Source organism: Streptomyces sp. NBC_00887 (assembly GCF_045207585.1).
In genome coordinates this window covers 2,475,507-2,492,439 of the sequence record NZ_CP108788.1, presented here as the reverse complement: position 1 = coordinate 2,492,439, position 16,933 = coordinate 2,475,507, and the positions used below count along the sequence as shown (strand labels likewise).

The 16,933-nt window shown below is 69.9% G+C and carries 17 protein-coding genes and 2 pseudogenes; 8 read left to right on the top strand and 11 right to left on the bottom strand.

Annotation, left to right across the window (positions count from 1 at the left end; translation table 11 throughout):
* Nucleotides 1-30 precede the first annotated feature (30 nt).
* Nucleotides 31-438 carry a RidA family protein gene (locus OG844_RS11360; RefSeq protein WP_406389765.1) on the bottom strand — a complete coding sequence of 136 codons (408 nt, stop codon included), beginning with the start codon at nucleotides 436-438 and terminating at the stop codon, nucleotides 31-33.
* 152 nt (nucleotides 439-590) lie between these two features.
* Here OG844_RS11360 and OG844_RS11355 point away from each other — a divergent pair, with 152 nt between their 5' ends.
* Together OG844_RS11355 and OG844_RS11350 are read left to right on the top strand one after the other, a co-directional pair.
* Nucleotides 591-974, top strand: a complete 384-nt coding sequence (locus OG844_RS11355) for a winged helix-turn-helix transcriptional regulator (protein WP_406389764.1) — start codon at nucleotides 591-593, stop codon at nucleotides 972-974.
* 180 nt (nucleotides 975-1,154) lie between these two features.
* A complete protein-coding gene (locus tag OG844_RS11350; RefSeq protein WP_406389763.1) occupies nucleotides 1,155-1,739 on the top strand; it encodes a TerD family protein in 585 nt (194 codons plus the stop codon).
* A gap of 140 nt (nucleotides 1,740-1,879) precedes the next feature.
* Here the strand turns inward: OG844_RS11350 and OG844_RS11345 are convergent, their stop codons facing one another.
* From OG844_RS11345 to OG844_RS11335, 3 genes are all read right to left on the bottom strand, one after another.
* Nucleotides 1,880-2,053, bottom strand: a complete 174-nt coding sequence (locus OG844_RS11345; protein WP_406389762.1) for a hypothetical protein — start codon at nucleotides 2,051-2,053, stop codon at nucleotides 1,880-1,882.
* Entirely contained in the window at nucleotides 2,025-2,591 is a 567-nt protein-coding gene (locus OG844_RS11340; RefSeq protein WP_406389761.1) for a hypothetical protein, read from the bottom strand. The genes OG844_RS11345 and OG844_RS11340 overlap by 29 nt, the downstream gene beginning before the upstream one ends.
* Nucleotides 2,592-2,893: 302 nt before the next feature.
* Nucleotides 2,894-3,337 (bottom strand): Lrp/AsnC family transcriptional regulator, encoded by a 444-nt coding sequence (locus tag OG844_RS11335; protein WP_406396080.1) that lies wholly within the window; start codon nucleotides 3,335-3,337, stop codon nucleotides 2,894-2,896.
* Between the two features lie 102 nt (nucleotides 3,338-3,439).
* On the opposite strand from OG844_RS11335, the gene OG844_RS11330 reads away from it, so the two are divergent.
* Entirely contained in the window at nucleotides 3,440-4,405 is a 966-nt protein-coding gene (locus OG844_RS11330; protein WP_406389760.1) for an SMP-30/gluconolactonase/LRE family protein, read from the top strand.
* 127 nt (nucleotides 4,406-4,532) lie between these two features.
* Entirely contained in the window at nucleotides 4,533-5,354 is an 822-nt protein-coding gene (locus tag OG844_RS11325; RefSeq protein WP_406389759.1) for a MerR family transcriptional regulator, read from the top strand.
* A 52-nt stretch (nucleotides 5,355-5,406) separates the two neighbouring features.
* Here the strand turns inward: OG844_RS11325 and OG844_RS11320 are convergent, their stop codons facing one another.
* The 3 genes from OG844_RS11320 to OG844_RS11310 all read right to left on the bottom strand — a co-directional run bounded on the left by OG844_RS11320 (nucleotide 5,407) and on the right by OG844_RS11310 (nucleotide 7,241).
* Nucleotides 5,407-5,610 (bottom strand): alpha/beta fold hydrolase, encoded by a 204-nt coding sequence (locus tag OG844_RS11320; RefSeq protein WP_406389758.1) that lies wholly within the window; start codon nucleotides 5,608-5,610, stop codon nucleotides 5,407-5,409.
* An 11-nt stretch (nucleotides 5,611-5,621) separates the two neighbouring features.
* Complete coding sequence (locus tag OG844_RS11315; RefSeq protein ID WP_406389757.1) at nucleotides 5,622-6,071, bottom strand: alpha/beta fold hydrolase; 450 nt, start codon at nucleotides 6,069-6,071, stop codon at nucleotides 5,622-5,624.
* Nucleotides 6,072-6,452: 381 nt separating this feature from the next.
* Nucleotides 6,453-7,241, bottom strand: coding sequence for an integrase (locus tag OG844_RS11310; RefSeq protein WP_406389756.1), 789 nt, complete (start codon nucleotides 7,239-7,241; stop codon nucleotides 6,453-6,455).
* Nucleotides 7,242-7,524: 283 nt separating this feature from the next.
* Between OG844_RS11310 and OG844_RS11305 the strand changes: the two genes are divergently transcribed.
* The gene (locus OG844_RS11305) at nucleotides 7,525-10,548 is read left to right on the top strand and encodes a family 16 glycoside hydrolase (protein WP_406389755.1); all 3,024 of its coding nucleotides are present in this window, start codon (nucleotides 7,525-7,527) and stop codon (nucleotides 10,546-10,548) included.
* A 51-nt stretch (nucleotides 10,549-10,599) separates the two neighbouring features.
* On the opposite strand, the pseudogene OG844_RS11300 reads toward OG844_RS11305, so the two are convergent.
* Nucleotides 10,600-10,830, bottom strand: a pseudogene (locus OG844_RS11300) (hypothetical protein); the annotation flags it as partial.
* 68 nt (nucleotides 10,831-10,898) lie between these two features.
* On the opposite strand from OG844_RS11300, the gene OG844_RS11295 reads away from it, so the two are divergent.
* Nucleotides 10,899-11,741 carry a GlxA family transcriptional regulator gene (locus tag OG844_RS11295; protein ID WP_406389754.1) on the top strand — a complete coding sequence of 281 codons (843 nt, stop codon included), beginning with the start codon at nucleotides 10,899-10,901 and terminating at the stop codon, nucleotides 11,739-11,741.
* On the opposite strand, the gene OG844_RS11290 is transcribed toward OG844_RS11295, so the two are convergent.
* A complete protein-coding gene (locus tag OG844_RS11290; RefSeq protein WP_406389753.1) occupies nucleotides 11,738-12,109 on the bottom strand; it encodes a hypothetical protein in 372 nt (123 codons plus the stop codon). The genes OG844_RS11295 and OG844_RS11290 overlap by 4 nt on opposite strands.
* Nucleotides 12,110-12,283: 174 nt before the next feature.
* On the opposite strand from OG844_RS11290, the pseudogene OG844_RS11285 reads away from it, so the two are divergent.
* Nucleotides 12,284-12,439 (top strand): annotated as a pseudogene (locus OG844_RS11285) (TetR family transcriptional regulator); the annotation flags it as partial.
* Between the two features lie 34 nt (nucleotides 12,440-12,473).
* Here the strand turns inward: OG844_RS11285 and OG844_RS11280 are convergent.
* Nucleotides 12,474-13,757, bottom strand: a complete 1,284-nt coding sequence (locus tag OG844_RS11280) for a low temperature requirement protein A (RefSeq protein ID WP_406389752.1) — start codon at nucleotides 13,755-13,757, stop codon at nucleotides 12,474-12,476.
* 322 nt (nucleotides 13,758-14,079) lie between these two features.
* Between OG844_RS11280 and OG844_RS11275 the strand changes: the two genes are divergently transcribed.
* Entirely contained in the window at nucleotides 14,080-15,258 is a 1,179-nt protein-coding gene (locus OG844_RS11275; protein WP_406389751.1) for an epoxide hydrolase family protein, read from the top strand.
* A gap of 104 nt (nucleotides 15,259-15,362) precedes the next feature.
* Here OG844_RS11275 and OG844_RS11270 read toward each other — a convergent pair whose 3' ends face one another.
* Nucleotides 15,363-16,925 carry a mucoidy inhibitor MuiA family protein gene (locus tag OG844_RS11270; protein WP_406389750.1) on the bottom strand — a complete coding sequence of 521 codons (1,563 nt, stop codon included), beginning with the start codon at nucleotides 16,923-16,925 and terminating at the stop codon, nucleotides 15,363-15,365.
* Nucleotides 16,926-16,933: the final 8 nt, after the last annotated feature.

The following is a 16,933-nucleotide window of genomic DNA, read 5'->3' as shown; positions in this document are numbered from 1 at the left end:
GCGGTGCGGACGGGTGCGCAGCGCACTTGCTCAGTCGATGATCGCCGTGGCTTCGACCTCCACCAGATGGTCGGGTACGTCGAGCGCTGCGACGCCCAACAGTGTGGCCGGGGGTACCGGGGTGGCTCCCAGCCTCGCGGCCGCACGTGAGATGCCCTCCAGGAGCAGGGGCATCAGCTCCGGGGTCCAGTCCACGACGTGGACCGTCAGCTTCGCCACGTCGGCGAAGGAGCCACCGACTCCGGCCAGGGCGGTGCCGATGTTGAGGTAGCACTGCTCGACCTGAGCGGCCAGATCACCCGGGCCGACCGTGACCCCGTCGGCATCCCAGGCGACCTGCCCGGCGACGAAGACCAGTTTCGACCCGGTCGCGATCGACACCTGCCTGTAGGCATCGACTTCCGGCAGTCCGCCGGGGTTCACCAGGGTGATGGCCATACTGCCCGCCTCCTTGTCATGAGAGCCCGAGGGCTCGTCTCCACCGGACCGGACCGGGCCGTCCGTCCGCCGGTCACTTGTGGTTACTCAGAAACCGTAGGAGAGTGGCCACTGACATGGAAGAACGCACTTTTCGGTGACTGGGGAACCGTTTGGTTACCAAGGAGTTCACGGGCTCGGCCGAGGAACAGGCGGACCTGACACGCGCGGACTCCCTGGCGCGGGAGATCTTCTCGGACGTCGCCAACAAGTGGGCGCTCCTGATCATCGACGCCCTGGGTGAAGGCACTCTGCGCTTCGGTGAGGTGCGGAACGGCATCGAGGGCATCAGCCACAAGATGCTCACCCAGAACCTGCGCATGCTGGAGCGCAACGGCCTCGTCGAACGGTGTGTGCACCCGACCGTGCCGCCCCGGGTCGAGTACACCCTCACCGAGTCGGGCCGGGCCCTGCGGGAGACCGTCCACAGAATGTGCGACTGGACCCACCAGTACCTCGGTCACATCGAGGCCGCCCGTCGCCGTTTCGACGCGTAGAGGTCCGGACCGTCCCTGGTCCGGGGCTGCGCGTCCGCTGATTCGAACGCGCCGGAGAAGAGGGCATCTCGGCGGCAGCCCTCGGGGGTAGCGTTCGGAGTGTTCCGCCCCGGGTCGGCCGGGAGCCGACGCCGCCAGGCACAATTCATACGTACCAGTCTGACGACCAAGAGGATCACCATGATCACGCTGAAGAAGGAAGACGGCCCGGCCGACCTCGACGGGGTGACACATCTGTCCATCGGGGTGTCCTGGGACCCGACCGTCGGGGCCAGTGGGGGAATCCTTGGCAAGCTCAGGCAGAAGGCCGGAACCGATCTTGACCTGATCGCCATCGCGATGCAGGGGGCGGAACCCGTGCGGCTGGCCGGGCTCGACTCCCTGGACCCGCTGGGCAACGGCTCCCTGGTGCACAGCGGGGACAACCAGACCGGGCGCGGCGACGGCGACGACGAGACCGTGACCGTGGATTTTGCCAGGGTGCCGACCAACATCACGTCCGTCGTGTTCATCGCTGCCGCGTACAAGAAGCGGAGCGCCTTCCAGAACGCCCGGAACATCAGCTTCAAGGTCTACGACGCGACCGGTGGCACCACCCAGCAGGTTGCCGACATCTGGCCGAGCCTGCTCACCGACGACAACGGCTGTGCCGTGGCCAAGGCCATGCGGGACGGGGCGGGCTGGAAGCTCCAGGTGATCAACGAGACGGGCAAGATCAAGCAGGGTGACGAGCGTGCCCTCATGCGTTTCGCCGTGAGCAAGTAGTACGTTCCGGCGCCGCCGCGGGTCCCGGACAACGACTGCAGCAGCTCGATCCCGGCACGCGCGGAAGCCGGCAAGCGTGCTCGGCCAGGGTCCGGGAGGGCATCCCCCGGACCCTGGCCGCGGCGCGTCTGCCGCGTCGATCAGTCCGACGCATGTCCGCCGTCGACGGAGCGGTCCGCGATCGTCGGCAGGTGCGGCCTTCGGCTCAGCTCGCCGAACCAGCGCACGATCGCCGGTGTGGCCGCGACGTCGGACCCCAGGTGGCGGGATCCGAGATGGTCGACGTCACCCAGATCGACGACCGGGGCGTCCACGCCGTTCCTGAGCAGGCCCGCCCGGCAGTGCTCGGTGTTCACGTCGACGGCCTGCTCGTCCCCGGCCGCCATGTACAGCCGTAGGGGCGCACGGGGGGACCCAGTCGGTGCACACCGCGTCGGTCGTACGCAGCGCCGCAGCCAGGGCCCCGGTCGGATGCGCGAGCGACTTCCTGCCGTGCCCGGTCAGCAGTTCGTCCAAAGCGTCCGGGGTGCCGCGCATCAGCTGCTCCCTGGTGTGGGCACCGTCGAAGAGCGCCTCGACGGTGGTGTCATAGGGGGCTCGGAAGACATCGCCGGGACTGTCGTAGATGGGGTGGAGCCGGTTGAACGCCACGAGCGTGTAAGCCGTGTACACCACACTGGACTTGGGCTCCAGTCCGCCTTCCCGCAGGGCAGGCAGCTCCGCCCCGCCGAAGTCGTAGGCACCGCTCACCGGCGCCAGCGCCCCCAGCCGGAACCAGCGGTCCCCGCCCGACCCCAGGGCCCGGCCGGGCCCCAGTGCCGCAGAGGCGCCCTGCGAGAAGCCGGTGACCATGACCGCGCTCCAGGCCGTGTCCCGTCCGGGGCACGAAGGTCCGGGCGGCCCGCAGCATGTCCAGCGAGGCCGTGGTCTCGGAGACGATGTCCATCCAGGGGAAGCAGACCACTGTTGCGTACGCCCGCAGACCGTGGCGATGCCGGATTCCGCCGAGCGACGGCGAAGGTGCCCATCGGTTCCCCCAAGTGCGGTTCTGTGACTGTCGCTTCAGCCTTTCCCGACGCGCACTTCGACGTACTGGTTTGGTCCCCCCCCGGACCCTCTGGTGCCGGCCCCCGCTGAGGAGCGTTCGCCTGCGGCTACAGCTCCTGGGGCGGCAGCGGACGCTCGAAGAAGGTTTCCAGCACGATGGTGGCGTGCGTCCCGCTGACGCCCTCGATGGCGTAGATCCGGCGCAGCACGTCCTGGAGCTGCTCCGTGGTCGCGGTTCTGACCTTGACCAGCAACGAGGCGCTGCCCGCGATGACGTGCGCCTCCTGGATCTCGGGCAGCGCGGCAAACTGCTCCGCCGCATCGCCCATCCAGGCAGTCGAGTCGACCATCACGTACGCGAGCACACCGCGCCCGACCGCCGCTTGGTCCACCTCGATCACGGTGCGCCGGATCACGCCGCGCTCGCGCAGCTTCCGGACGCGCTCATGGGCGGCACCGGCTGAGAGGCCGACGGACTGGCCAAGGGCGGCGTAGGGCTGGGTGGCGTCCTGCTGAAGCTGTGTAAGCAACGCTCGGTCAACGTGATCCACAACACTCCATTCGGTGAGTACCTGAAGGAACGATACTTCATACGGTAATACTTGCGATGAGCCGAACAGGATTCGGCTCACGCTCTGGGACGGGAGACGCACATGACCACCGAACACCCTGGGTTGTACGAGTGCCTCGACGACCGCTTCCGTACCGGTCGGTGCATGAACGGCGACGACGACCTCGAGGTCCTGTACACCGGCTGCCGCTGGGCGGAGGGCCCGATCTACCTCCCGGCCTGGCGCCAGCTCATATGGAGCGACATCCCCAACGACCGCATGCTGCGCTGGGACGAGACCACCGACACCGTCGGCGTCTTCCGCGAACCCGCCGGGCACACGAACGGCAACACCCTGGACCTCGAAGGCAGGCTCGTCACCTGTGAGCAGGGGAACCGCCGGGTCACCCGCACCGAGCACAACGGCACCCTCACCGTGCTGGCCGACCGCTGGCAGGGCAGGCGCCTCAACAGCCCCAACGACGCGGCCGTGAAGTCCGACGGTTCGATCTGGTTCTCCGACCCGGACTTCGGCATCACCAGTGACTACGAGGGCTATCTCGCGGAGAGCGAGATCGGGTCCTGCAACGTGTACCGGATCGACCCGGCCACGGGCGACGTGAGCCTGGTGGCCGACTGCTTCGGCGCCCCCAACGGGCTCGTCTTCTCCGGTGACGAGCGGCAGTTGTTCGTCTCCGACACCAGGGCGGGCTTCATCCGTGTCTTCGACGTCCGGGCGGACGGCCGCACCCTCTCGGACGGCAAGGTCTTCGCCACGGCCGATCCCGAGGCCGGAAGCCGCTTCGACAACCTGCGCTTCGACGACGGCGGTCGGCTGTGGGTCGCCGCGATGGGCAACGGCGTGCACTGCTACGACCCGGACGGCACGCTGATCGGCCGGCTGAACGTACCGGAGACCGTGTCCAACATCTCCTGGGGCGGGGCCAAGAGGAACCGTCTCTTCATCACCGCCGAAACCAGTCTCTACTCGGTGGTCATGGCTGTCACGGGGACGCATCCGACCGGTCCGGGGCGGCGTCCCTGGCTCGACGGGGCCCCGGCCACCTGAAGTGCGGGGGAGGGGGCGGGGGGCTGGTCGCAGCTGAGCTGGTGACACCCCCGCCCTCCGCTGTTCGTCGGCTGCCGCATACCGTCTTGACCCTCACACCGTGTCAGGTGGTCAGCTCGGAGACGTCATGTTCACCATCGGAGACTTCGCCCGGCACGGCCGCGTATCGGTCCGGATGCTGCGTCACTACGACGCGACCGGTCTGCTGCGTCCGGCGCATGTCGACCCCGCGACCGGCTACCGCTACTACACCGCTGCCCAGTTGGCCCGCCTCAACCGGGTGATCGCTCTCAAGGACCTCGGCTTCACCCTCCAGCAGGTGCAGGACATCGTGGACGAGAAGGTCGCCACGGAGGAACTGCGGGGCATGCTGCGGCTGCGGCGAGCCGAACTGGAGACTGCGGTGGCCACCGCAGGGGCGCGGTTGGTGCAGGTCGAGGCGAGGCTCCGGGCGATCGAGAGCGAGGGGCGCATGCCCACGAACGATGTTGTGATCAAGGCCGTACCCGCAGTGCGGGTGGCGGAGCTGACCGCGACTGCCGCGAGTTTCGAGCCCGAGGCCATCAGCCCGGTCATCGGGCCGCTCTACGACGAGCTGTTCCTGCGTCTGGACGCGGCGGGTATCACCGCGACCGGGCCCGCGGTCGCCTACTACGAGGATGCTGCGGAAGGCGACGGGCGGATCAGCGTCCATGCCGCCGTCCACGTATCCGCCCCCCTTCAGGACGGCGCCGTCCGGGTCCTCGACCTGATGCCCCTCGACCGGGCGGCGACCATCGTCCACCGCGGCTCGATGGACACCGTGCTCCCCACGGCGCAGACCTTGGCACGCTGGATCGACGCCAACGGCTACCGGTCGGCCGGCTATCCGCGCGAGATCAACCTGGAGTGCCCGGAGAACCGGGACGACTGGGTGACGGAACTCCAGGCACCGGTGACCCCGGCCTGATTCGCCGCGTGCCGCTCGGTTCCAGTCCCACCCCGGGATTGTCCCGCGGTTGTCAGTCGACGGTGTTCATGAAGTCCAGCATCCGGCGGTCGATCTCCTCCGCTCGGTCGATCTGAGGTCCGTGACCCGTCCCGGAGATGATCTCCGCCCGGGTCCCCGGTACCAGGCGGGGTACGCGCTCCATCTGCCGCTGCGGGTGCACGAGCAGGCTGCGCCTGCCGAGCGCGAGGTAGAGAGGGGTGCGGACGGTGGACAACTCGTCGTCGGTCAGGGGAGTGGGGCCGGGCGGCGGATGCGGTAGGCCCGGACGGAGGTTCTGACCATGGCGCGCAGCTCCGGCCTGACGAGGACCGGTTGCTCCAGCCAGGTGCCCAGTCGTGGGCGGGGGGCTCTGGGCGCGAAGGTCGCGAAGAGGCCGGCGAAGATCCAGACGAAGAAGCGCAGTCCCACCTCCAGGCCGCCGGGGTCGAGCAGCGTGACCGAGGCGAGGCGGTCGGGTCTGCGGTGTGCCTGGTTCAGGGCGAGCCAGCCGCCGTACGAGGCACCGACGAGGTGGACGCGGTCGAGCCCGAGCGCGGCGAGCGTCTCGTCCAGCCACGCGCGCGTTCGGGCCGGTGGATGGGTTCGCGCTGCACACTGCGGCCGGGGTCCCCCGGGGTGTCGATGGCGTAGACGGGGCGGTCGGTGCTGAGCGCGGGGGTGTTGGGGGTACCACATGGCGGAGCAGGAGCCCACCCCGTGCACCAGGACGACGGGGGTACGGGCTCGGGCGGCGGGGTCCGCGGGGCCGTAGCGGTAGACGTGCGTGGTGTTTCGATCCCGAGCAGGGCGGTGTCCACCGGCTCCTCGTCGACCGGCCGGACAGTGAGCCGGCGGACCCGGTCCTGACGGACGCGGACGAGGAGGCGGTCACCCGCATGCTCAAGGCGCTCGTCGACCACGGGCTTGCCGGTGTCGAGCGGCAGGGTCGGGAGTCCGGTACCGCGCCACCTCTCCGGTCCTCACGCCGGGACCGCTGCTGAAGTCCCGGCGTACCGCCCTGCACCCTTCGGCGTCGTGGGCTGGGCGCCGAGCCCAAGTGCTCTCTGCCGACGACCGTCAGGACTCGCCGAGTCCGGTGAAGTACGCGATCGTCGCATCGTCCGCCGCCACCGCGTGGCGAGCCTCCGCCTGCCGGACACGACGCACCACTTCGGCAGGTCCGTTCGACGCCAGGAGAGCCATGGCCCCCGGCCAGTCGGTGAGCCCGAACCGGTCGACGATGCGACTGGCTCCGTTGCTGAGCAGGGCGGCAGCGGTCAGCCCGCGGAGCGGACAACTCCCGGTGACCGCCTCGTCAGCCGCGCGTGGGTCGTTCCTGGCCACCCAGAAGCCGCCCGGTCGGTTCCGGTTGGCGCGCAGGTCCCGCAGGACCCGGTGGTACTCCGCGCTGCCCTCCGGGGCAGCCAGGAGCGCGGGCAGGAATGACCGGCTGATCGTCACCTCCCGGGGATCGGACACGACGAGCGGCGCACCGTCCGCTCGGTCGAGTACGAGGAAGGAGGCGCCGAGCACCAGGTACTCGAGGAGGCCGTCGGACACGCGCAGCACGGCCACCGTCGCCGACGGGGCGAGGGGGTCGGCGACGTCGCAGGTGTCCCGGTGATCGCCCGTCACCTGCTCGATGGCTTCCGCGAGCAACGCCGGGAGACTGCGGTCACGGGACAGGAGACCGAGGAGTCCGCCTCCGAGACGGCACGCGTACCAGGCCACGCCGTGCCGACAGGCCGATTCCGAGCCGGGGATGCCGGCGCCGTCGATCAGCACCGCGGCCGTCGGCACGGCGCCGGTGAAGTCCTCGTTCACGTGGCCGGCCCGCGCCGCGGCGCTCGTCATCGATACCCGCATGGCCCGCCGCCGCCCTCCTGCCGAAGGCGTCGACACTAGCAACCGTCGTCCGGAGCAGGCCCTCTGCGCCTCGAGGGCAGTCAACTCCACACCAGTTCTTCCTCGTTGAGGACAAAGTGTGGACGGTTCGGTGCGATGTTCGTACGCTGGGCGTCGATTTCGCGCGGCGGACCGCATGGAACGGAGCGGAACGCCACCGCACCACTCGTACGCGCACGAACTCCACTCCGCGGACGCGGGCCGCCCCGGTCGCGCCGCATCGCAGCGCCCAGCAGGAGGAAGAGTGACGCCACGCAAGTACCCGAACCGCCGTAGCCATCGCCCCAGAGCACAAAGAATCACCGGGCTGCTCCTCTCGGTGCTTCTCACCAGCGGTCTCGCCGCCGGCACCGCCGGTGCGGACGAGAGGCCCTTCGCGGACCTGCCGCCCCAGGAACCCGGTGTCACTCTCCGCGTCTTCGACATCCAGTCCCCGTTGGACGCACTCTGCGACCTCAAGCCCGCCCAGACACCCAATGTCGACAAGCTGATCCCCACGGCCGACTGGTCCTCCACCGACGGCTTCGGATTCACCGACAACTTCGTCTCGCAGATCATCGGCAACATCGACGTCCCCGCCGACGGCACGTACGCCTTCCGGCTGATCAGTGACGACGGCTCCCGCCTCCTCATCGGCGACCAGCAGGTCATCGACCACGACGGACTGCACGGCGCCGAACCCAAGGACGGTGAGATCGCCCTCGCTCCCGGCTACCACGCCCTGCACATCGACCACTTCGACCGCGGCGGCGGCCAGCAGGTCACCCTCCAGTGGAAGCCGCCGGGGGCAGCCGACTTCGCCGTCGTCCCGAACTCCGTCCTCAGTACCGACGCCGACGTCGTCCGGGTCACCGCCCCCGGGCGCAAGGAGTGCGAGGGCACCCACGACACCCCCGGCGACGGCCTCCCGCTGACGTCGGTCAATCCCGGCTACACCCTCACCGACCTGCGTCCCGCGGGCTTCGAGCCCCAGGTCTCCGCCATGGACTGGCTGCCGGACGGTCGGCTCGCCGTGACCACCTGGGGCGGCAGCACCGAGACCGAGGGAGAGGTGTACGTCCTCGACCACGTCACCGGTGACACCGGCCCGGGGAAGGTCACGTACAAGAAGATCGCCGGCGGCCTCAGGGAGCCGATGGGCATCAAGTACGTCGACGGAAAGCTGTACGTCTCGGAGAAGCACCAGCTGACGGAGTTGTCCGACCTCGAGGGCGACAACACCGCCGGCGAGATCCGCAAGGTCGCCGAGTGGCCCTACGGAGGGAACTTCCACGAGTTCGCCTTCGGCCTTCTCTACGAGGACGGGAACTTCTACCTGAATCTGTCCGTCGCCATCAACTACGGCGGTGCGACGACGGATCCGCAGCCTGCCGCGAACCGTGGCACCACCATCAAGGTCAACAAGGCCACAGGGAAGGTCAGTTACCTGGCCGGTGGCCTGCGTACACCGAACGGGATCGGACGGGGCCCCGAGGGGGAACTGTTCGTCACCGACAACCAGGGCGGCTGGCTGCCCGCCTCCAAGCTGGTCCACGTCAAGCAGGACCGGTTCTTCAACCACTACACCAACCCGGACGGCCCGTTCGACGACCGCACGGTCACCAAGCCGGTGCTGTGGCTGCCGCAGAACGAAATCGCCAACTCGCCCAGCACGCCGATGCTGTTGAAGGAGGGCCCCTACGCCGGACAGCTGCTCTTCGGTGACGTCACCTACGGTGGGATCCAGCGCGCCGACCTGGAGAAGGTGGACGGCGAGTACCAGGGCGCGGTGTTCCGGCACACGCAGGGCCTGGAAGCAGGCATCACCCGTATCAGCACCGGGCCGGACGGCGCCATCTACGCGGGCGGCCTCGGCGCCGACGGCAACTGGGGTCAGGAAGGCAAACTCCGCTTCGGCCTCCAGAAACTCACGCCGAACGGCAAGAGCGTCTTCGACATCAAGACCATGCGCGCAACCCGTGACGGTTTCGAACTCAGCTACACCGAGCCCCTGTCGGAGGAGACCGTCGCCAAGCTGACGAGCGGCGCCTACTCCGTCGAGCAGTGGCGCTACGTCCCCACCCCCGCGTACGGGGGCCCGAAGATCGACGAGGAGACTCTCCCCGTCTCCGCCGCCCAGATCTCCGACGACCGCCGCACGGTCAGGATCACCGTGCCCGGCCTGAAGACCGACCGGGTGGTGCACGTACGCTCGCCGCGCCCCTTCGCCTCGGCCGACGGTGAGCAGCTCTGGTCCACCGAAGCCTGGTACACGCTGAACGCCCGCCCGGGCCCCGAGGAGCCCGTCACCGGGTACGACGCCGAGTCCGCGCGACTCTCCGGGGGTGCGGACATCGACACCGAGCACGCCGGCTACTCCGGGGGCGGCTTCGTCGACGGCTTCGGCACCGTGGGTGCCACGGCCACCTTCGACGTCGACGTACCCGTGAAGGGCACCTACGACGTGGGGCTTCGCTACGCCAACGGCCCCAACCCCTTCACCGGCACCAAGACGATCGGCGTGAGCGCCAACGGCGGGCAGGCGCGGCAGACCAGCCTCCCCTCCACCGGCGCCTGGAACCGGTGGTCCACCGGGACCGAGCGGCTCGACCTGCGCAAGGGCCGCAACACCATCACCTACACCTATCGGCCCGAGGACACCGGCCACGTCAACCTCGACATGATCGAGGTGCGCAGGCCAGGCAGCCGCATCGCCCTGTTCTCCGGCGGCAGCGTCTCCACCGCCTGGCAGCACACCGACGGCCGTGGCGTCGAATGGCCGCGTACCGCCGAGAACTCCATCGAGGTGTGCTGTGGCGACATCCGTACCAAGCAGGCCTTCGGCGACTTCAGAATGCATGCCGAATTCCGGGTGCCGAAGCTGCCGGACGACGTCACCGGGCAGGATCGCGGCAACAGCGGCATCTACCTCCAGGAGCGGTACGAGCTCCAGATCCTGGACTCCTTCGGAGTGGAGAAGCTCGCCGCGAACGACGCCGCGTCCCTCTACAACAAGAAGGCCGCGGACCTGAACGCAGCCACCGCCCCCGAGACCTGGCAGACGTACGACATCGACTTCCGCGCGGCCCGTTTCGACGCCGCGGGCACGAAGACCGAGGACGCCAGGGTCACCGTGGTGTGGAACGGCAAGAAGGTCCACGACAACGTGGCCATCGACGGCCCGACCGGGGCCGGTGACGCCGAATCGGCAGCGACAGGCGCGATCCGGCTCCAGGACCACGGGAACAAGGTCCGCTTCAGGAACCTCTGGATCGAACCGCTCGGCTGACATGAACCGAGGCGGTCCAGTGGTGCGACCGGCCACTGGACCGCTTGGGCGTCAGGCTGCCGGGACGGCGCGGCGCAGGCCGGTGACCTCGGAGGCCGGCAGGCGTCCGGCCTTGGAGGTGCCGACCAGGGTGTCGCCGTCGACCTCCAGGGCGAACACCAGGTTCACGCGCATGGGCTTGGTGACCTTCTGCTTCCAGGTGAGCCGGTCGCCGTCGAGCGCGACGTCACTGAGGGGGACCTCCTCGCCCGCCCCGTGGGCGACGCCGGTCGGGACACCGTCCCGGCTGAGGAGTCGAGGTCTTCACGCGCACCCGCCTCCCGGACGGCCGCCCCGGATATCAGATCCGCGTGTGCGCGGAGCAGCCGGAGACCGACGCGGGCGCGTTCACCCTGCGCGCGCCCTGGGGGCTGGAGGGCCTCAAGGGTGCGGACACGATTATCGTGCCCGGCACCGCCCGGCCCACCGTCCCGCCGACTCCTGCCGTCCGCGACGCGCTGCGGGCAGCCGCCCAGGACGGCACGCGCATCGCTTCCATCTGCTCGGGCACGTTCCCTCTGGCCGCAACCGGCCTCCTGAACGGCCTGCGCGCCACGACCCACTGGATCGCAGCCGAACTCCTCGCCGGCTCCTACCCGGACATCGAGGTCGACCCGGACGTCCTCTACGTCGACAACGGCCAGGTCCTCACCTCGGCCGGTGCCGCCGCAGGGCTGGATCTGTGCCTGCACATGATCCGCAAGGACTACGGCTCGGCCGTCGCCGCCGACGCGGCATGGCTGTCCGTCATGCCTCTGGAACGCGAAGGCGGACAGGCGCAGTTCATCGTCCACGACTACGCGCCCACCCCTCGGGGCAGCACCCTCGAACCACTTCTCGCCTGGCTCCAGGACAACCTCGGCACCGAGCTCACCCTTGCCGACATCGCCGCCCACGCCGGGGTCAGCACCCGAACGCTGATACGCCGCTTCCGCGAACAGACGGGCACCACCCCACTTCAGTGGCTTCACCGAGCCCGCCTCCGCCAGGCCCAGCATCTGCTGGAATCCACCCAGCACACCGTTGAACGCATCGGTGCCCAGGTCGACTTCGGCTCACTGACCGCTTTCCGTGCCCGCTTCAAGAAGTCCACCGGGGTCAGCCCTCACAGCTACCGGCGAGCCTTCAGCGACAGGGGAAGACCAGGTCGCTAGCGGGTCAGTGTCTCGAAGCCGGAATCAGCGCAGTACTGCACGATGCGTCCCTCCGCCTCGGAGTCGTTGTTCTTCATCGCTGCCACGGTCGCCTCCGCCAAGGTGCGGCCTCCGCCGACGGTCTCGTCCCGGAGCGGTCGCGTCGTGCGGAGGGCGTCCTGAGCGACGGCCCCGACCTCGTCGTACTCCGACGGATCGGGCGTGTCCGTGTCTGCCGCGTTCCGCGCCTTCTGCCAAGTCCCCAGCTGCGTGCAGTAGTTCTCCCGCAACTCCGTCAGCCGCTGCTCGTCCTTGCCCTCGGACGAGGAGCATCCCGCCACCACCACCATGGCGATGACCGGGACCACCGCCTTCAGCACGCGTACCACGTCGACCCCCTGGCTGAAACTGCGTCAGCTAGTCGCTGTCGCCTGCAAATCCCGCAGCAGAATACCTGCATAGGGCACCTTCGTCATCGGCAGCCTCAGACCTTACGCGCGGGCGAGTCAGCGCCCGGGCGTTGCCTGACAACTGCTCGCGCAGGACCGTGCCCAGGGTGAGGGGTTGCCGCCGTCACCAACGCGGAACCGGCCGTTCAGGAAGCGGGCCCGGCCGGCGCCGCCCGCGCCCTGCGCGCCGCGCTGCCCGAACAGACGGCCCTCAGCAGCGGGGAGCAGCACTTGCTGGGGGAGTGGCTGAACCGCCTCGCCTCCCACGGGTGCGGCTCCGGCGTCAGTGGGCTCCGGCGGCTCGTCAGTGGTTCCCTTCGACGAGTTCCCGCAGCATGCGTCGCTGGTGGCGGTGGCCGATCGTCTCGTAACCGATCACGGTGACGAAGGGGGCGAGCATGATGACGAGCAGACACACCGCGATCGCGACTCCGGCCGCGGACAACAGGACGGCCGCGAGAAGTACGGCAAGGGTGACGGCGATCAGGAGCAGGTGGAAGCGGTCTGCGGCGGACAGCAGCAGGGTGTGCAGCAGATAGACCATCAGCAGGTAGAGGCCGACCGGGACGGCCAGGGACAGGACGACGGCGACGTCACCGAGCTCTGAGTGGTGTTCCAGTTGCAGGCCGGCCACGTGGAGTCCGGCGCCGGCACCGGCGATCCCCATGAACAGGGGGATGTGTCCGTATCCGAAGAGGTATCCGCGGTTGCGGCGGTGCACGAGGACGTCACCGAAGGGGGTGGAGAAGTACACCCACCACATGCCGAACGTGAGTCCGACGCCGGCGACGACGACGGCGATGGCGTTCGCGCTCCAGTGCAGTCCGTCCACTCCACCGAGGAGCTCACCCGAGGAGGCGACGGTGCCGACGACACTCTCGCCGAGAACGATGATCGCGAAGAGGCCGTAGCGCTCGGCCACGTGATGGGGGTGCCAGGGGGTTCCGCCCGCACTGCCTTGCGTGAGCACCGGAACGGCCAGTTCCAGTGCCCCGAGCACGGCGAAGGCGACGAACGCGACGGCGAGTGGCGGCTGCGTGAATCCGACCACGACCCAACCCACCTGGGCGGTCACGATCCAGCGGATGTTCGCCGTGCAGACGGCACGGTACGAGGGGGACTCCAGGGAGGCGCGCCACCACTGCAGCACGATCGCGATGCGCATCACGACGTATCCGAGCACCATCACGCGCAGTTCGAGGTGTCCCCCCTCCTCGACGGAGTGGAACATGGCCGGCAGGCCGAGTGAGAACACGACGACGCCGATCATCTGCACCATCGTCAGCGCCCGGTCGAGCCAGTCGTCGGTACCGAAGGCGGAGGCGAACCAGCTGAAGCTGATCCACGCGACACTGATCGCGAACATCGCCAGTACGAACGCGGTGACCGCCTGCCCCGGATGCCCCTCGGCCGCCATCTCGGCGAAGTGGGAGGCCGCCGTACCGACCGCGACCACGAAGGTCAGGTCGAACAGCAGCTCCAGTGGGGAGGAGGACCGGGCGAGTTCCTCCGGGTCACGGCCCGTCATGGGCACCAGGCGGTGCGCCGGCTTGCCCTCGTCGGTGCCGACCCGGTGCGCGGAGTTCATGGACGGCATTATGTTCGCTGATCCCCTGCTGTCCGATGACCCCGGCGCGGGTCGGACCACCCGACGAAGGACGCATCGCGGAGCGGGGTGGGGGAGCGGCACGCGTGGCTGAGCTGGATGGATGTCGCCTCATGCGGCGCGCCGCGCCCGCCGACGGACACGGCAAGCGGGTCCGGGTGACGCGTGGTCAGGCGCTGTGCCGAGTAGGGACGGTCGGGCGAACGCCCCCGCGTGGTGTGCCCTCGCCGACGCGTCTGCAGCGTCGCGTGTCAGGCCCCGCGAGCCCGGCGTGATCCGAAAGGGAGGCGCTAGCATACGGACCATGCCGGACGCCTTGCCCCGCCCCGAGCCATTCACCCCGCAGACCGCCCCCGCGGCGCTCGAGGACCTCCGGGCACGGCTGCGCGCGACGCGCTGGCCGGACGCGCCCGAGGACGCCGGGTGGTCACTCGGGACCGACCTCGTCCACCTCCGCGAACTCGTCGCCTACTGGGCGGACGAGTTCGACTGGCCCGCGCAGGAGGCGGCGCTCGCCCGGCTGCCCCACTACCGTGTTCCCCTCGGCGGCCACGGGATCCACTTCGTGCACGTCCGGGCCGCCGGTGCGCCTGCCGGGTCCGCCCTGCCGCTGGTCCTCAGCCACGGCTGGCCTGACTCGTTCTGGCGCTACGCGAAGGTCATCCCCCTCCTCTCCGACCCCGGCGCACACGGCGCCGATCCCGCCGACGCGTTCGACGTGGTGGTGCCCGACATGCCGGGCTACGGGTACTCCGACCGCCCCACCGGCCAGCCCCTCGACTCCATCGCCGTCGCCGGTCTGTGGGCCGAGCTGATGGACGTCCTCGGCTACGCACGGTTCGGCGCGGCGGGCGGAGACATGGGCAGCCACGTGAGCCGCTACCTCGCGCTCGACCACCCCGACCGGGTCGTGGCCGTCCACCGCACCGACGGAGGGCTGCCCGTCTTCACCGGCGACCCCGCGGACCTCGCGCCGGAGGAGAGGGCCTGGATCGAGAGCGCCGCGGCCTGGGGAGCGGCCGAGGGCGCCTACGCCGCCATGCAACGAACAAAGCCGCAGACCGCGGCCTTCGGCCTCAACGACTCGCCGGCCGGGCTCGCCGCGTGGATCGTCGAGAAGCTCCGGGGCTGGAGCGACTGCGACGGCGATGTCGAGCGGAGCTTCACGAAGGACGAGATCCTCACGAACGTCACTCTCTACTGGCTCACGGGGACGATCGGTTCGTCGATGCGCATGTACCGCGCGAACGCCGCGATCCCGCCCACCCAGCACGCCCGCCGGGTCGAGGTTCCTTCCGGCTTCTCGCTCTTCCAGGGCGACGTCGTCCGCCCACCGCGGGCATGGCTCGAGCGCACGACGAACGTGGTACGCGTGACGGAGCCCCCGCGCGGTGGGCACTTCGCGCCGTTCGAAGAGCCCGAGCTCTACGCGCAGGAGCTGCGTGCGTTCTTCCGCCCCTACCGGGCGGCGGCGACGGACTGACGGCGGCAGCGCTGCGGACCTCCGAGAGGGAAGCAGCACGACGGGGGTGCGGTGCCGCCGGGTCCCGCACGACCCGCGGCAATCGGTACAGCGGAGCGTGGAGCTCAGAGCCCGGTGACCTTGGCGCTCGCCGACAGCTCGTAGACCAGGGTGACCGTCCGGTGCCCGTTGGGCGGGAGGGTGACGTCCCAGCGGGCGATGCCCTCGGCGTCGACCGCATCGGGCGCGGGGGAACAGGCTTCCTCGCGCATGCGGACCTCCACCGCGGAGACTTCGGAGACCGGGAGCCGCTCCCGCAGGGCGACCACCTGGTCGCCCTGCTCTCCGGGGGCGGAGAACCGGGACAGGTGCAGTCGGATCGTGCGCGTGATGACGGTCCGCTGGGTGATTCCGGTGGAGTCGCGTGACTCCTCGGCCTGCCGGACCACCCGGTGGTCGTCGCAGCTGCCGAAGGCGAGCTCCACGGGGGCGCCGGGGGCGGTGAAGTCCTGCGTTCCGCGGCCGCTGAATCCGCTGTCGCGGACCAGGTCCACGGGTCCGGCGAGCAGCGCATGGCCGGCCACGTTGTCGAATCGCACCACCCGGGTGACCAAGGGGGACAGCTCGGGCGAACAGGCGTACTCACTCTGCGCGGCCGTGGTGAAGGTCGACAACGGCACGCGGTGCGCGTGGCCGTCACTGGGCACGGAGACCGGCGCCGGGGACCGCAACACCCGTGCTTCGCCGCCGTCGTCGACCCCCGGCAGGCCGAGCACCGGGGACGGACCGAGATTCCCGATCTCCTCCTCGCGCAGCTCGATGTCGACCGTGCGGCGCTCCGCGACGGACCGGTCCGTGAGGGTCAGCCGGTCCTCTCCCAGGCGCGGCGGATCGGTGGCGAGGGCCGAGCGCGCCGTCGACAGCGTCATCCGTACGTCCGACCAGTCCTCGCCGGTGCGCTGCCAGATCATCGCGTCGGTCTCCAGCGTCAGGGAGTCCCCGTCGAGCACGGCACGGTACGCGGGACGCCACAGCGCACACGGGGTGAGGTGGCTCAGGCGCAGCCCGACGGGCCCGGCAACCGCCGTATCCACGGTCAGCTCGATATGGCCGACGAGCTCGGCGGGCTCGTCCTCGGACACGTAGAGGGCTCGCTGCGCCTCCCCGAGTTCGTCGGCGACGGCGACCAGCCGGGCCTGCGCGGTGCGGAGTTGCTCTCCGCACGAGTCGCGCTCGCCGTCCACCCGGTCCAGTTCGCGTACCCAGCGGGGTCCATCGGTCTCTCCGGAACCGGCACCTTCGCCGATCTCCCGCAGCAGATCGGCGGCAAGGCGGCCGAGGAGGTCCCGGCGGGCCTGCAGCCGGTCGCGCCGCTGTGCCAGGGCGAGCTGTTCCTCCTCGAGCGCGTGTACCCGACGACGCAGAGCGGAGTCGTCATCCGTGTCCGGCTGCGGCCCGCGCGGCGTCCAGCTGCGGGTGATCCGCACGTCGAGTACGGCCGCCGCATGATCGGCGGTCAGCTCGGCGTGGAGGGTCCGGTCGACGGCCGTCGCGCTGACCGGTCCGAGACGCAACCGGTGGACTCCGGCCTCCAGGTCGAGTACGACGGCACGCTCGACGTGGGCGCGGTCCTCCAGACAGGTGACGGCGGTGACGGGCAGGGCGATCGGCTTCGGGGCTGTGGTCATGGGGTGTG

Bases quoted from the DNA above. Each gene is read 5' to 3' on its own strand.
- OG844_RS11360 (WP_406389765.1), bottom strand. From the start codon at position 438: ATGGCCATCACCCTGGTGAACCCCGGCGGACTGCCGGAAGTCGATGCC.
- OG844_RS11350 (WP_406389763.1), top strand. From the start codon at position 1,155: ATGATCACGCTGAAGAAGGAAGACGGCCCGGCCGACCTCGACGGGGTG.
- OG844_RS11340 (WP_406389761.1), bottom strand. From the start codon at position 2,591: ATGGTCACCGGCTTCTCGCAGGGCGCCTCTGCGGCACTGGGGCCCGGC.
- OG844_RS11330 (WP_406389760.1), top strand. From the start codon at position 3,440: ATGACCACCGAACACCCTGGGTTGTACGAGTGCCTCGACGACCGCTTC.
- OG844_RS11325 (WP_406389759.1), top strand. From the start codon at position 4,533: ATGTTCACCATCGGAGACTTCGCCCGGCACGGCCGCGTATCGGTCCGG.
- OG844_RS11315 (WP_406389757.1), bottom strand. From the start codon at position 6,071: ATGTGGTACCCCCAACACCCCCGCGCTCAGCACCGACCGCCCCGTCTA.
- OG844_RS11310 (WP_406389756.1), bottom strand. From the start codon at position 7,241: ATGCGGGTATCGATGACGAGCGCCGCGGCGCGGGCCGGCCACGTGAAC.
- OG844_RS11280 (WP_406389752.1), bottom strand. From the start codon at position 13,757: ATGAACTCCGCGCACCGGGTCGGCACCGACGAGGGCAAGCCGGCGCAC.
- OG844_RS11275 (WP_406389751.1), top strand. From the start codon at position 14,080: ATGCCGGACGCCTTGCCCCGCCCCGAGCCATTCACCCCGCAGACCGCC.
- OG844_RS11270 (WP_406389750.1), bottom strand. From the start codon at position 16,925: ATGACCACAGCCCCGAAGCCGATCGCCCTGCCCGTCACCGCCGTCACC.